This is a genomic window from Acidovorax facilis (assembly GCF_050626955.1).
Lineage (GTDB): Bacteria > Pseudomonadota > Gammaproteobacteria > Burkholderiales > Burkholderiaceae_C > Acidovorax > Acidovorax facilis.
Genome location: NZ_CP192460.1, coordinates 1,755,336 through 1,769,371 on the forward strand (window position 1 = coordinate 1,755,336; position 14,036 = coordinate 1,769,371).

11 protein-coding genes are annotated in these 14,036 nt (G+C 63.3%); 9 read left to right on the top strand and 2 right to left on the bottom strand.

The annotated features are described in order from the left end of the window. Nucleotides 1–10: 10 nt before the first annotated feature. Nucleotides 11–949 (top strand): GSU2403 family nucleotidyltransferase fold protein, encoded by a 939-nt coding sequence (locus ACQ4MJ_RS07880; protein WP_431149298.1) that lies wholly within the window; start codon nt 11–13, stop codon nt 947–949. 18 nt (nt 950–967) lie between these two features. Here ACQ4MJ_RS07880 and ACQ4MJ_RS07885 read toward each other — a convergent pair whose 3' ends face one another. Together ACQ4MJ_RS07885 and ACQ4MJ_RS07890 are read right to left on the bottom strand one after the other, a co-directional pair. Next, nucleotides 968–2,827, bottom strand: coding sequence for an AMP-dependent synthetase/ligase (locus ACQ4MJ_RS07885; protein WP_431149296.1), 1,860 nt, complete (start codon nt 2,825–2,827; stop codon nt 968–970). Between the two features lie 235 nt (nt 2,828–3,062). Then, nucleotides 3,063–3,698: a GntR family transcriptional regulator gene (locus ACQ4MJ_RS07890; protein WP_121506319.1), complete on the bottom strand. Its 636-nt coding sequence runs from the start codon at nt 3,696–3,698 to the stop codon at nt 3,063–3,065. Nucleotides 3,699–3,841: 143 nt separating this feature from the next. Between ACQ4MJ_RS07890 and scpA the strand changes: the two genes are divergently transcribed. From scpA to bioB, 8 genes are all read left to right on the top strand, one after another. After that, nucleotides 3,842–6,010 (top strand): methylmalonyl-CoA mutase, encoded by a 2,169-nt coding sequence (scpA, locus tag ACQ4MJ_RS07895; protein WP_431149294.1) that lies wholly within the window; start codon nt 3,842–3,844, stop codon nt 6,008–6,010. Further along, nucleotides 6,007–7,035 (top strand): methylmalonyl Co-A mutase-associated GTPase MeaB, encoded by a 1,029-nt coding sequence (gene meaB / locus ACQ4MJ_RS07900; RefSeq protein ID WP_431149293.1) that lies wholly within the window; start codon nt 6,007–6,009, stop codon nt 7,033–7,035. The genes scpA and meaB overlap by 4 nt, the downstream gene beginning before the upstream one ends. A gap of 35 nt (nt 7,036–7,070) precedes the next feature. Further along, nucleotides 7,071–8,603, top strand: a complete 1,533-nt coding sequence (locus ACQ4MJ_RS07905; RefSeq protein ID WP_056062687.1) for an acyl-CoA carboxylase subunit beta — start codon at nt 7,071–7,073, stop codon at nt 8,601–8,603. A gap of 21 nt (nt 8,604–8,624) precedes the next feature. Further along, entirely contained in the window at nt 8,625–9,080 is a 456-nt protein-coding gene (locus ACQ4MJ_RS07910; RefSeq protein ID WP_228895415.1) for a PH domain-containing protein, read from the top strand. A 23-nt stretch (nt 9,081–9,103) separates the two neighbouring features. Continuing rightward, nucleotides 9,104–11,152 carry an acetyl-CoA carboxylase biotin carboxylase subunit gene (locus tag ACQ4MJ_RS07915; protein WP_431149292.1) on the top strand — a complete coding sequence of 683 codons (2,049 nt, stop codon included), beginning with the start codon at nt 9,104–9,106 and terminating at the stop codon, nt 11,150–11,152. A gap of 37 nt (nt 11,153–11,189) precedes the next feature. Further along, nucleotides 11,190–11,975: a YdcF family protein gene (locus tag ACQ4MJ_RS07920; protein WP_431149291.1), complete on the top strand. Its 786-nt coding sequence runs from the start codon at nt 11,190–11,192 to the stop codon at nt 11,973–11,975. Nucleotides 11,976–12,060: 85 nt separating this feature from the next. Beyond that, complete coding sequence (locus ACQ4MJ_RS07925) at nt 12,061–12,537, top strand: VOC family protein (RefSeq protein WP_431149290.1); 477 nt, start codon at nt 12,061–12,063, stop codon at nt 12,535–12,537. A 394-nt stretch (nt 12,538–12,931) separates the two neighbouring features. Then, nucleotides 12,932–14,032, top strand: a complete 1,101-nt coding sequence (gene bioB, locus ACQ4MJ_RS07930) for a biotin synthase BioB (protein WP_431149289.1) — start codon at nt 12,932–12,934, stop codon at nt 14,030–14,032. Nucleotides 14,033–14,036: the final 4 nt, after the last annotated feature.

Genomic DNA, 14,036 nt, shown 5'->3' on the forward strand with positions numbered 1-14,036 from the left:
TATACGGCCAATGGACTATCTTCCCCTTCCGGACAGTGCTGCGCGGCAGTTCATCGACTCGATCACCATCTTCGAGGAGTACCAGCGCACCCGCAAACAGGCATCGCAATATGCGGGCGGCATGTACTGGAAGGCACAAGGCCCCTACGAATACCTTGTAAAGACCCAGCGCGACAACAGCCAGGAGCGCATCGGACCGCGCAATGAACAAACGGCGGGGGTCTACAAAGAGTTCACAAGTCGCAAGACAGCCGTGGAGGACCGCCTCAAGACTCTGCGCGCTGCGCTCACTGGCGCTCAGCGGCTGAACAAGGCCTTGAAAGTCGGCCGCACCCCTGCGACGGTGATCGACATTCTGCAGGCGCTCGAAGACGCGGGCCTGGCGGAGCACTTCACCGTGGTTGGGACGCATTCGCTGTATGCGTACGAAAGCGCAGCGGGTGTACGCATCGTGCAGGGCGCATTGGCTACGCAGGATGTGGATCTGCTGTGGGATGCCCGCCGCAGGGTGCGGTTCATCACCGAGATGGAGCGTTCAGACGTGTCGATGCTTCAGGTACTGCAACGCGCAGACTCCACCTTCCAGCGCAAGGAAGGTCAAAACGAGACTGCCATCAACGCCAAAGGTTTTGAGGTGGACTTCCTGGGCAGGATGGCCGAGGGCGATGACCCGCACCCCTTCCGCTTCTCTTCCGACGAGGATGATCTGTGGCCTGTGCAGGCCGTCCGCGCTTCGGTACTGACCACCGCGCCGCGCTTCGAGCACGTTGTGGCATCGGCCACCGGACACATGGCGATGATGCGCACCATCGCTCCGGCAACCTTCGTGAAATTCAAGCGTTGGATGGCAGAAAAAGCCCCCGCGCGCGAACCACTCAAGCGCAACCGGGACCGCCGCCAGGCCGACATCGTTCGAGGTCTGCTCGACCAAGGAATGCTGGTGTCCTGACGGTGAACTTCCGAGGGGTTAGCGTCCGCCAGGCTTCTGGTACATCCCCTCAATCGCCTCGGCAAAGTGCGCCATCAGGTTGTTGCGCTTGAGCTTGAGCGTGGGCGTCATGAAGGTGTTTTCAATGGTCCACGGCTCCAGCGTCAGGTGCACCGCACGCGGCACGGCGTATCGGGCAAAGCTGGCGGTGTTCTTTTCGATGCGGGCCAGCACGGCGCGGTGCACACTGGGGTTGTTCGGGCTGTCGGCGTCTTGGGCCGAAAGACCCAGATCGCCCGCCAGCCGCTGCCATTCGTCACGCTTGAGCACGGCCACGCAGGCGATGAAGGGGCGGTTTTCGCCCACTACAAAGGCCTGCTCCAACAAAGGGTCGGCCAGCAAGGCCAGCTCCAGGTCGCCCGGCGGGATCTTTTCGCCGGTGGAGGTGACGATGATTTCCTTGATGCGGCCTTTTATATAGATGCGGTCGTTCACGATCTCGGCCTGGTCGCCCGTGCCCAGCCAGCCGTCGGCGTTCAATATCTTGGCCGTGTCTTCGGGGCGCTTCCAATAGCCCTTCATCACGATGGGGCCGCGCACTTGCAGTTCGCGGTTGTCGCCAATGCGCACTTCCACACCGGGTAATGCCTTGCCTACGCAGGCGGGGTCGTTGTCGTCCAGTGCGTTGACCGACACCACCGGTGCAGTCTCGGTCATTCCGTAGCCCTGGATCAGCGGCAGCCCCAGGCCCAGAAAACACTTCGCAATGGTGGGCGACAGCGGTGCGCCGCCGCTCACCGCCACCCGCACGCGGCCGCCAAATTGGGCCAGTAGCGGCTTTGCCACCAGGGCCTGCAGCACCGGCCAGGGCAGGGCAGCCATCCAGCCTGCGGCCTGGCTGCTGGCATCGGCAGTCGGCGTGGGCAAGCCTTGGGCGGCGCAAAACCGCGCCCAGCCCTTGTTCTGCGCGGCTTCATACAGCTGCATCTTCCAGGGCGTGGGTGACAACTTTTCGAGCAGCTTGGTGTGGATGCGCTCGTAGATGCGCGGCACCGACACCAGCACCGTGGGGCGTACCGTCTTCAGGTCTTCGGCCAGTTGGGGCACCGAGCGCGCATAGGCCACGCAGCTGCCCGCCGCAATCGGCAGGTAGTACCCGCCCGTGCGCTCGAAGGTGTGCGACAGCGGCAGGAACGACAGGAATACGTCCTCCACCGTGGGCGCAATGCGCTCCAGCACCGCCTTCACGTCGCTGACCACGTTGTGGTGCGTCAGCATCACGCCCTTAGGCTTGCCGGTGGTGCCAGAGGTGTAGACGATGGCCGCCAGGTCGTCTGCCTCCGGGGCTTTGGGAACGGTTGCGCTGCCCGCATGTGCTGCACCGGCCAGCCATTGCACCAGCGAACCGACCGCAGGGCCGTCCCCAGACGCTGGTATTGCGGTGAGCGAGGCGCCGTCATCTGTGATGACCACTGCACGCAGGGCCGGAAATGGCGTGCCGACGGCCTGAATTTTTTCCCACTGCTCCACGTGGCTCACAAAGAGCATCGACGCCTCGCAGTCGGCCAGGATGTAGGCAATGCTGCCGGGGTTGTCGATGGCATGCAGCGGCACGGGAACGCAGCCGGTGGCCAAGGTTGCCTGGTCCGCGCACATCGCGTTCAGGCCGTTGGGCAGCAGGATGGCGATGCGCGCCGCTGCGGGCAGTTGCATGGCCGCCAGGGCCTGGGCCCATGTGCCCACGCGTTGGGCTGTCTCAGCCCAGGTCAAGCTCGTCCAGGCTTGGGAGGTGGTGTCGAAGGCTCGGTACGCCTCGGAGTTGGGGGTGCGCGCAGCGCGGTAGGCGAGAAGCTGGGGCAGCGTGCAGACGCTGGCGATATCGGCGGGGGAGGGGGTCATGCAGGCTCTGCGGGGAAGTCGTCAGGCGCGGGATGCGCCGTGGCCTTGGTGTAAACCCGGGGAATGATAGCGAGCGAACCAGCGGGATCTGGCGCTGCAACACGCTGTTGTGTTGCAAATGGTGCATTTCGATTTACGAAATGATGATGCGCTGCAATAGCGCGGCGAAAGCCCGAACAGACCAGATGCACTCGCTGGTGAATCGCTCGCAGGCCGTATTGCCGCAGGTCGTCTCTCAGGTCGCCGCTTCCAGCCCCTGCGCAAAATGCGCCTGCATCGCCTTCACCGTCGCCTTGGCATCGCGCGCCATCATCGCGCCGAGGATGGCGCGGTGCTCTTTCAGCGAATCCTCAATCCGCCCCTGCTTGAGCAGCGAGTTGTGGCGGTTGAGCTTCATCACCTTGCGCAGGTCGGCCACCATCTGGCTGCGCCATCGGTTGTCGGCCAGCTCCAGCAGCAGCATGTGAAAGCGCTCGTTGACTGCAAAAAAGCGCTCACGCTCATTGGAGGCTGCCTCCAGCTCGGCATGCAGATCCTGCAATGTTTGCAGCTGAGCCGGTGTGGCGGTGGTGGCCACCACGCCTGCCGCATCGCTCTCCAGCAGGCTGAGCAGGTGGTACACGTCGCGCAGGTCTTTTTCGCTCATCTCCGTCACATAGGCGCCACGGCGCACCTTCATCGTGACCAGGCCTTCAGCGGCCAGCACCTTCAACGCCTCGCGCAGAGGGGTGCGGCTGATGCCGAATTCTTCGGCAATCTTGAGTTCGTCAATCCAGCTGCCCGGCTCCAGTTCGCGCCGGAAGATGCGCTGGCGCAATTGCTCGGCCACTTCTTCGTAGAGCGCGCGGGGAGTGAGGGTGAGGGCAGACATGGGGTGGATTGTAAGCTGGGCGGAATATTTTGAATCAATAATTATGAATGATGTAAACTCGCCGCCACACCACTGCACCTGTGCGGTCACCGCCTGTGCGCTGTGTTGGACGCCCCAACGCCATCTTCGGAGTAGCTTTTGCCATGAGTGACAACCCCACCAACAACGCCCCAGAGTTCTCCGCGTCTTCGCTGGAAGCCTGGGCCAAGGCCGCAGCCAAGTCGGCGCCGGGGGGCGATGTCAGCGCCCTCAACTGGGTCACGCCCGATGGCATCACCGTCAAGCCGCTGTACACCGCCGAAGACACGGCCGGTCTGCCGTACGCCAACACGCTGCCCGGTTTTGAGCCCTATCTGCGCGGCCCCCAGGCCACCATGTATGCCGTGCGGCCCTGGACGATCCGCCAGTACGCGGGCTTTTCCACTGCTGAAGAATCCAACGCCTTCTACCGCAAGGCGCTGGCCGCAGGCGGGCAGGGCGTGTCGGTGGCGTTTGACCTGGCAACCCACCGGGGTTACGACAGCGACCACCCCCGCGTGACGGGCGATGTGGGCAAGGCCGGGGTGGCAATCGACTCGGTCGAAGACATGAAGATCCTGTTCGACCAGATCCCGCTCGACAAGGTGTCCGTGTCGATGACCATGAACGGCGCGGTGTTGCCCGTGCTGGCGGGCTATGTGGTGGCGGCAGAAGAGCAGGGCGTCTCGCAAGACAAGCTCTCCGGAACCATTCAGAACGACATTCTGAAAGAGTTCATGGTGCGCAACACCTACATCTACCCGCCCAAGCCGTCGATGAAGATCATTGGCGACATCATCGAGTACACGGCCAAGAACATGCCGAAGTTCAACTCGATCTCGATCAGCGGCTACCACATGCAGGAAGCCGGGGCCAACCAGGCGCTGGAACTGGCCTTCACACTGGCCGATGGCAAGGAGTATGTGAAGACTGCCATCGCCAAGGGCATGGACGTGGACGAGTTCGCCGGGCGCCTGTCGTTCTTCTGGGCGATTGGCATGAACTTCTATCTCGAAGTCGCCAAGATGCGCGCCGCGCGCCTGCTGTGGTGCCGCATCATGAAGGCCACGGGGGCCAAGAACCCCAAGAGCCTCATGTTGCGCACGCACTGCCAGACCTCGGGCTGGAGCCTCACCGAGCAGGATCCCTACAACAACGTGGTGCGCACCACCATCGAGGCCATGGCGGCCGTGTTTGGCGGCACGCAGAGTCTGCACACCAACAGCTTTGACGAAGCCATTGCGCTGCCCACCGAGTTCAGCGCCCGCATTGCGCGCAACACGCAGCTCATCATCCAGGAAGAGACCCACATCACCAACGTGATCGACCCCTGGGCCGGCAGCTACATGATGGAGAAGCTGACCCAGGACATGGCCGATGCGGCCTGGAAGATCATCGAAGAGGTCGAGGCCATGGGTGGCATGACCCAGGCCGTGGACAGCGGCTGGGCGAAGCTCAAGATCGAAGCTGCTGCCGCCGAGAAGCAGGCGCGCATCGACAGCGGCAAGGACGTGATCGTGGGCGTCAACAAATACAAGCTGGCGAAGGAAGACCCGGTCGACATCCTGCAGATCGACAACATGAAGGTGCGTGACGGCCAGATCGCTCGCCTGCAAAAGATCCGTGCAACGCGCGATGCCGCCAAGGTGCAGGCAGCGCTGGATGCGTTGACCGCCGCCGCAGAGAGTGGCGAGGGCAACCTGCTCGATTTGTCCATCCAGGCTGTGCGTCTGCGTGCCACAGTGGGCGAGATCAGCGATGCGCTGGAGAAGGTTTTTGGGCGCCACCGCGCCGATACGCAAAAGGTGACCGGTGTGTACGCAGCTGCCTATGACTCGGCCGAAGGCTGGGACAAACTCAAGACCGAAATCAACGCCTTTGCCGAAGAACAGGGCCGCCGCCCGCGCGTGATGATCGCCAAGCTGGGCCAGGACGGCCATGACCGGGGCGCCAAGGTGGTGGCCACCGCCTTTGCCGACCTGGGCTTTGACGTGGACATGGGCCCGCTGTTCCAGACCCCCGAGGAATGCGCCCGCCAGGCGATTGAAAACGACGTGCACGCCGTGGGCGTGAGCACGCTGGCTGCGGGCCACAAGACGCTGGTGCCCGCCATCATTCAGTCGCTCAAGGACCAGGGTGCGGACGACATCATCGTGTTCGTGGGCGGGGTGATTCCGGCGCAGGACTACGATTTCTTGTATGAGTCGGGCGTCAAGGGCGTGTACGGCCCCGGCACACCCATTCCCGCCAGCGCCAAGGATGTGCTGGAGCAGATTCGCAAGGCGGTGGCGTGACACCTGCGGCGCTTCTTGACGGGGTGGTGCAGGGCACAGCGGCGGTGCAACGCAGGGCCATGTCCAAAGCCATCACGCTGCTCGAATCAACGCGGGTGGACCACCGCGCCCAGGCCGACGAGCTGCTGACCCAGCTGCTCCCGCACACCGGCAAGGCCTTCCGCCTGGGTATCAGCGGCGTGCCCGGCGTGGGCAAATCCACCTTCATCGAAGCCTTGGGCCTGTACCTCATCGGCCAAGGCCACCGCGTGGCCGTGCTCACCATCGACCCGTCCAGCACCGTATCGGGCGGTTCCATCCTTGGCGACAAGACGCGCATGGAACATCTCTCCGTGCACGAAAAGGCCTACATCCGCCCCAGCCCCTCCAGCGGCACACTGGGCGGCGTGGCCGAGAAGACCCGCGAAGCCATGCTGGTCTGCGAGGCCGCAGGCTACGACGTGGTGATCGTCGAGACCGTGGGCGTGGGCCAGAGCGAGATCGCGGTGGCGGGCATGACGGACATGTTTGTGCTGATGCAGCTGCCCAACGCGGGCGATGACCTGCAGGCCATCAAGAAGGGCGTGATGGAGATTGCCGATCTGGTGGTCATCAACAAGGCCGACATCGACAAGAACGCCGCCACACGGGCCGAGGCGCAGATCACGTCGAGCCTGCGCCTGCTCAGCCAGCACGGCAACCCCGAGAACGCTCACCACGACGAAACGCTGTGGCACCCGAAAGTAGTGCAAATCAGCGCGCTGCTGGGGCAGGGCGTAGACAGCTTCTGGGGCGCCGTCACGCAGTTCCGCCAGCTGCAAACCGCCAACGGACGCCTGGCCACGCGGCGCGAGAAGCAGGCGCTGTCTTGGATGTGGGAGCGCATCGACGCAGGCCTCAAGCTCGCGTTTCGCCAGCACCCGCAGGTGCGCGAGCTGCTGCCGCAAATGCAGGCCGATGTGGCCGCAGGGCGCATTGCGGCATCGACTGCAGCACGTAATTTGCTCCTAGCGCAATCCAATCATGCGCTGGCAGCTATCAAATAAATAGTAGACACCAACCCATTCACCAAAGGACGACCATGCAAGACATCCTGGATCAACTGGAGAAAAAGCGTGCGCTGGCACGCCTGGGCGGCGGGCAAAAGCGCATCGATGCGCAGCACGCCAAGGGCAAGCTCACGGCGCGCGAGCGCATCGAGCTGCTGCTGGATGACGGCACGTTCGAGGAATGGGACATGTTTGTCGAGCACCGCTGCACCGACTTTGGCATGGAGGACAACAAGATCCCCGGCGACGGTGTGGTGACGGGCTACGGCATGATCAACGGCCGCTTGGTGTTCGTGTTCAGCCAGGACTTCACGGTGTTCGGCGGCGCACTCAGCGAAACCCACGCCGAGAAGATCTGCAAGGTGATGGACCAGGCGATGAAGGTCGGCGCACCGGTCATCGGCCTCAATGACTCGGGCGGCGCGCGCATCCAGGAAGGTGTGGCGTCCCTCGGCGGCTATGCCGACGTGTTCCAGAAAAACGTGCTGGCCAGCGGCGTGATCCCGCAGATCAGCATGATCATGGGCCCCAGCGCCGGTGGCGCCGTGTATTCGCCCGCCATGACGGACTTCATCTTCATGGTCAAGGATTCGAGCTACATGTTCGTGACCGGTCCCGAAGTGGTGAAGACCGTGACGCACGAAGAAGTCACGGCCGAAGAACTGGGCGGCGCCGTGACGCACACCACCAAGAGCGGTGTGGCCGACATGGCGTTCGAGAACGACGTGGAGGCGCTGATGATGCTGCGCCGCCTGTACAACTACCTGCCGCTCAACAACCGCGAAAAAGCCCCGGTGCGTCCCAGCAACGACCCGGCCGACCGCATGGACCTGAGCCTGGACACCCTGGTGCCCGAGAACCCCAACAAGCCCTACGACATGAAGGAGCTGATCCTCAAGACCGTGGACGACGGGGACTTCTTCGAGCTGCAGCCCGAGTACGCCAAGAACATCCTCATCGGCTTTGCCCGCATGGAAGGCCAGACCGTGGGCATTGTGGCCAACCAGCCGCTGGTGCTGGCGGGTTGCCTGGACATCAAGAGTTCCATCAAGGCCGCGCGTTTTGTGCGCTTTTGCGATGCGTTCAACATCCCGGTCGTCACGTTTGTGGACGTGCCCGGCTTCATGCCCGGCACCAGCCAGGAGTACGGCGGCATCATCAAACACGGCGCCAAACTGCTGTACGCGTATGCCGAGTGCACCGTACCCAAGATCACCGTCATCACCCGCAAGGCCTACGGCGGCGCGTACGACGTGATGAGCAGCAAACACTTGCGCGGCGACGTGAACCTGGCCTGGCCCAACGCTGAAATTGCGGTGATGGGCGCCAAGGGCGCGGTGGAAATCATCTTCCGCGAAGACAAGAACGACCCGGTGAAGCTGGCCGCCCGCGAGGCGGAATACAAGCAGCGCTTTGCGAACCCGTTTGTGGCCGGTGCTCGCGGCTTTATCGACGACGTGATCCTGCCGCATGAGACGCGCAAGCGCATCTGCCGCAGCTTGGTCATGCTGCGCGACAAGAAGCTGGAAAACCCCTGGCGCAAGCACGGGAACATTCCGCTGTAAGCAGGGCATCGGCAGCAGGCAATGGCACAGATCCGCGCGTTCTTCCCATCCAGAGTGGACTCATGGCTTGTTGCCATCGGCCCGCTCGCGGCATTGACGGCAGCAACCGCAGTAGCAGGGCTTGCGGGGCCGTTCGTGCTGAACTCTGGTGGCACGCCACCGATGCTTGCGCTGTTGGCGGTCATCGTGGCCCTTACGCTGCTGCTGCCGCTGTGGTTGGTACTGGACACCAACTACACACTCACGGCGGACGATCTGCTGATTCGCAGTGGTCCGTTTCGCTGGCGCATTGTGCTGGGCGATGTACGCGAGGTCTCGCCATCGCGCAGTTGGATTTCGTCGCCTGCGCTGTCGCTCGACCGCTTGAGCATTCGCTATGGGGCAGACCGAAGCATTTTGGTGTCGCCGCGTGAGAAGCCGCGCTTCATTGACGCTTTGCGCCAGCGCTGTCCTTCCGTCTTAGTTACTGGTTTTTGAAATTTCCTTTTGAGGAACTTGTTATGTTCACCAAAATCCTGATCGCCAACCGTGGCGAAATCGCCTGCCGAGTGATTGCAACGGCCAAGAAAATGGGCATTGCCACCGTCGCCGTCTACTCCGACGCCGACAAGGAAGCCCGGCACGTCAAGCTGGCCGACGAGGCCGTGCACATTGGTGCCGCGCCCTCGCGCGAGTCGTACCTGCTGGCCGACAAAATCATCGCTGCCTGCAAGCAGACTGGCGCGCAGGCCGTGCACCCGGGCTATGGCTTCCTCTCCGAAAACGAGGCTTTTGCCAAGCGCTGCGAAGACGAAGGTATTGCCTTCATCGGCCCCAAGGCGCATTCCATTGCGGCTATGGGCGACAAGATCGCGTCCAAGAAGCTGGCCAACGAGGCCAAGGTCAACACCATCCCGGGCTACAACGACGCCATCGCTGGCCCTGAGCAGGCGGTGGAGATCGCGAAGGGCATTGGCTACCCCGTGATGATCAAGGCGTCGGCCGGGGGCGGTGGCAAGGGCTTGCGCGTGGCGTTCAACGACAAAGAGGCGTTTGAAGGCTTTGCCAGTTGCCAGAACGAGGCGCGCAACAGCTTTGGCGACGACCGCATCTTCATCGAGAAGTTTGTGCAGGAGCCGCGCCACATCGAGATTCAGGTGCTGGGCGACAGCCATGGCAACGTGATCTACCTGAACGAGCGCGAGTGCTCTATCCAGCGCCGCCACCAGAAGGTGATTGAAGAGGCGCCGTCGCCTTTCATCAGCGACGCCACCCGCAAGGCCATGGGCGAGCAGGCGGTGCAATTGGCCAAGGCCGTCAAGTACCAGAGCGCGGGTACGGTGGAATTCGTAGTGGGCAAGGACCAGGACTTCTACTTCCTGGAGATGAACACCCGCCTGCAGGTGGAACACCCGGTGACGGAATGCATCACCGGCCTGGACCTAGTGGAGCTGATGATCCGCGTGGCCGCAGGCGAGAAGCTGCCTTTGAGCCAAGCCGATGTGAAGCGCGACGGCTGGGCCATTGAGTGCCGCATCAACGCCGAAGACCCGTTCCGCAACTTCCTGCCGTCCACCGGCCGCCTGGTCCGCTTTCAGCCGCCGGAGGAGACCATGTTCCAGTCCGACACTAGCAAGAAGCTGGGCGTGCGGGTGGACACGGGCGTGTATGAGGGCGGCGAGATCCCCATGTACTACGACTCGATGATCGCCAAGCTCATCGTGCATGGCACGGACCGCAACGATGCGATTGCCAAGATGCGTGCGGCGCTCAACGGGTTTGTGATTCGCGGCATCAGCAGTAACATCCCGTTCCAGGCCGCGCTGCTGGCGCACCCCAAGTTCGTGACGGGCGACTTCAACACCGGCTTCATCGCCGAGAACTACGGCAAGGGCTTCCACGCCGAAGACGTGCCGCACAGCGACCCGCTGTTCCTGGTGGCGCTGGCCGCGTTCATGAACCGCCGCTACCGCGCCCGCGCCTCCGGCATCAGCGGCCAGCTGGCCGGCCACGAGGTGAAGGTGGGCGAGCAGTTTGTGGTGGTGACGCTGGGCGCCGAAGGGCAGAACCAGCACCACGAAGTCACGGTGTCTGACTTTGAAGACAAATCTGGCTCTAGCGCCGTACTGGTGGGTGGTACCAGCTATCAGATCAGTAGCAACGCCACGCTGGGCCAGATTCGCGTGCAGGGCGCCTGCAACGGCCAGGGCTTTACCGCCCAGGTGGAGCGCGGTGTGGGCAAGAACCCGCTGGCGCTGCGCATTGCGCACAACGGTACGCAGATCGATGCGCTGGTGCTGTCGCCGCTGGGCGCGCGCCTGCACAAGCTCATGCCCTTCAAGGCGCCGCCAGATTTGTCCAAGTTTTTGCTCTCGCCCATGCCGGGCCTGCTGGTCGATGTGGCGGTTCAGCCCGGCCAGAAGGTGCAGGCCGGTGAAAAGCTGGCCGTGATCGAGGCCATGAAGATGGAGAACATCCTCTTTGCCGCGCAGGATGGCGTGGTCGGCAAGATCACGGCGGGCAAGGGCGATTCGCTGGCGGTGGACCAGATCATTCTGGAATTCGTCTGATGCTGCCTGTGCCTCGCGCTCCATCCTGCAGCCTGCGATGACAGCGGTGGCTGTGCGCACGCTGCTGGCGCTGGCTGGCGGCGCGCTGTTTCTGGACGGCGCGGTGTTGATGGTTCTGGGGCACTTCAACCTGGGCACCATGTTGCCCGTTGCGCTGGGGGCATTGTTTCTGGCCATCGCGGTGTGGTGGGCACCCCTCACGCGCTGGCGGCACCATGACCGGCGGCGTCAGCAGTGGTGGCGCGTGGGCTGGTGGGGTCTTGCGGCGTGGATGTTCAGCGTGGTGGTTTTCTGGGTGTTCTTCTTGCGGGGCGCCGGCGTTTCTCCGGAAGAGGCACCGCCTGTGCAGGCCATTGTGGTGCTGGGAGCGGGCATCCAGAACGGACAGCCCCGCCCGGCACTTGCGGCGCGGCTGGACACAGCGGCCGCGCTGGCCCGCTTGCAGCCTGAGGCGCTGATCGCTGTGTGTGGTGGGCAAGTTTGGGGCACTGCAGATACCGAGGCGGAGGTGATGGCGCGCTATCTGCAAGAACGCCACGGTATCGCGCCGGAACGCCTGGTGCTGGAGAAGGACAGCACCAGCACCGAGCTGAATCTGGCGTTAAGTCGCCCCTTGCTGGAGGCGCGCGGTGTTGCCGCCACGGTCCCGCTCGCGCTGGTGACCAGCGACTTCCACCTGCCGCGTGCTCTGCGCATTGCCCAGCGCCATGGCTTTACCCACATGGTGCCGGTAGCGGCACCCACGCCCCTGGCCACGCGCTACAACGCCTGGCTGCGCGAATATTTCGCCACGCTGAGCAGTTGGGTGCTGAGTGAAGGGTAGTCCGGAGTAAGGTGTTTTTAGATCAAATTGGCTTCTAGCGCTTTATTAATAAGTGCAGGCAGCTATCAATTAAGGAGCAGATTCAATGACCACATCCCTTCGTCGCCCGTTCAAAGTCCTGGGCATCCAGCAGGTCGCCCTTGGCGGCACCGACAAGCAGCGCATGAAAACCCTGTGGGTGGACATGCTGGGCCTCACCCAAACCGGCACCTTCCAGAGCGAGCGCGAAAACGTGGACGAAGACATCCTGGCCATGGGGCAGGGTGCCTACAAGGTCGAGGTGGACATCATGCAGCCGCTCGACATCGACAAAAAACCCGCCGTGCACACCACGCCGCTCAACCACATTGGGCTGTGGATCGACGATTTGCCCAAGGCCGTGGAATGGCTCACGGCCCAGGGCGTGCGTTTTGCGCCCGGCGGTATCCGCAAGGGCGCGGCGGGCTACGACATCACGTTTTTGCACCCCAAGAGCAATGACGAGTTTCCGATTGCGGGCGAGGGCGTCTTGATCGAACTGGTGCAGGCCCCGGCCGACGTGATTGCTGCACTGGGTTCATAGTTGCGAAAAATCGTTCTCCAAAGCGCACCAACGTCGGCCATCTCCCGGCGCTGCTCGGCTGCACAGAGTGCCAGATGGGAGCAGATAACCACCACAACGGGGCTGTTGAAGGCGCCAAGAAATTGGCTGCCCCAAAGGCCCGGCAAGTTCGATCAACCTGCGGTCTTCTGCTCCTAAAAAGTTCACAATTTGACGGTTGTTGATGCCTCGTTTTTCTTGGCATCTTTTGTGACCCTGTGGCGTGCTTTTGTGCCGTTTTCTCGTCCAGAATCCGCCCACCTCGCAGCGCGCCATGCCAAATCATCCGTGGTGTGCCGTGCGCGCGGTGTCGCTAAACAACTTCTTAAGCCTCGGGTGGCTCCGTGCCACGGTGGGGCAAATGCCTTGAAGGGAATTGATCGCCATGTCCTCCACGACCCTTGCCATGCCCGCCGCCCAGCCTGTGCCGCCGGCACCCACCGTACAAAACGTCCAGGTGCACCGGCGCCCAGCCAATGCCAACCCACAAGGCCCGTGGAGCGTGGAAGCCATCCAGGCGTTGCTCGACAAGCCCTTGATGGACCTGCTGTTCGAGGCGCAGACCGTGCACCGCCAGCACTGGCCTGCGGGCGACATCGAGCTGGCCACCCTGCTGTCCGTCAAAACCGGCGGCTGCCCCGAAAACTGTGGCTACTGCCCGCAGGCGGCCGAGTTCGATACGGGCGTGAAAGCCGACAAGCTGATGGAAGTGGACGAAGTGGTGCGCGCTGCCCAGGCTGCCAAGGATGCGGGGGCCACGCGTTTTTGCATGGGCGCCGCCTGGCGCGCGCCCAAGGACCGCGACATCGAAAAAGTCAGCGCCCTGATCGGTGCCGTGAAGGGCCTGGGCCTGCAGACCTGCGCCACCCTGGGCATGCTCGAATCGCACCAGGCGCAGGCCCTCAAGGATGCGGGGCTGGACTACTACAACCACAACCTGGACACCGCCCCTGAGTACTACACCGATGTGGTGAGCACCCGCGCCTACCAGGACCGGCTGGACACACTGGCGCATGTGCGCAGCGCGGGCATCAGCGTGTGCTGCGGTGGGATTGTGGGCATGGGCGAGGCGCCCGTGCACCGCGCTGGCCTGATCGCCCAGCTGGCCAACCTGCAGCCGTACCCCGAGTCGGTGCCCATCAACAGCCTGGTGCGCGTGCCCGGCACGCCTCTGGCTGACAGCGAGCCCATCGACCCGTTCGATTTTGTGCGCATGATCGCCGTGGCCCGCATCACCATGCCCAGGGCCCGGGTGCGCCTGTCCGCAGGGCGCCAGCAGATGGGCGAAGCCGTGCAGGCGCTGTGTTTCATGGCGGGCGCCAACTCCATCTTTTATGGCGACAAGCTGCTGGTGACCGGCAACCCCGATGTCGAGGCCGACGTGCAACTGCTGGCCAAGCTGGGCCTCAACGGACACCGCACCACCACTTCCTCTGAAAGTGGGGCAGAGGAAAGCGCCGCAGGCGCCTGCTGCTGAGAGC

Coding starts and splice junctions, on each gene's coding strand:
- ACQ4MJ_RS07920 (WP_431149291.1), top strand. CDS start 11,190: ATGACAGCGGTGGCTGTGCGCACGCTGCTGGCGCTGGCTGGCGGCGCG.
- ACQ4MJ_RS07905 (WP_056062687.1), top strand. CDS start 7,071: ATGCAAGACATCCTGGATCAACTGGAGAAAAAGCGTGCGCTGGCACGC.
- ACQ4MJ_RS07910 (WP_228895415.1), top strand. CDS start 8,625: ATGGCACAGATCCGCGCGTTCTTCCCATCCAGAGTGGACTCATGGCTT.
- ACQ4MJ_RS07890 (WP_121506319.1), bottom strand. CDS start 3,698: ATGTCTGCCCTCACCCTCACTCCCCGCGCGCTCTACGAAGAAGTGGCC.
- ACQ4MJ_RS07915 (WP_431149292.1), top strand. CDS start 9,104: ATGTTCACCAAAATCCTGATCGCCAACCGTGGCGAAATCGCCTGCCGA.
- ACQ4MJ_RS07880 (WP_431149298.1), top strand. CDS start 11: ATGGACTATCTTCCCCTTCCGGACAGTGCTGCGCGGCAGTTCATCGAC.
- ACQ4MJ_RS07925 (WP_431149290.1), top strand. CDS start 12,061: ATGACCACATCCCTTCGTCGCCCGTTCAAAGTCCTGGGCATCCAGCAG.
- scpA (WP_431149294.1), top strand. CDS start 3,842: ATGAGTGACAACCCCACCAACAACGCCCCAGAGTTCTCCGCGTCTTCG.
- ACQ4MJ_RS07885 (WP_431149296.1), bottom strand. CDS start 2,827: ATGACCCCCTCCCCCGCCGATATCGCCAGCGTCTGCACGCTGCCCCAG.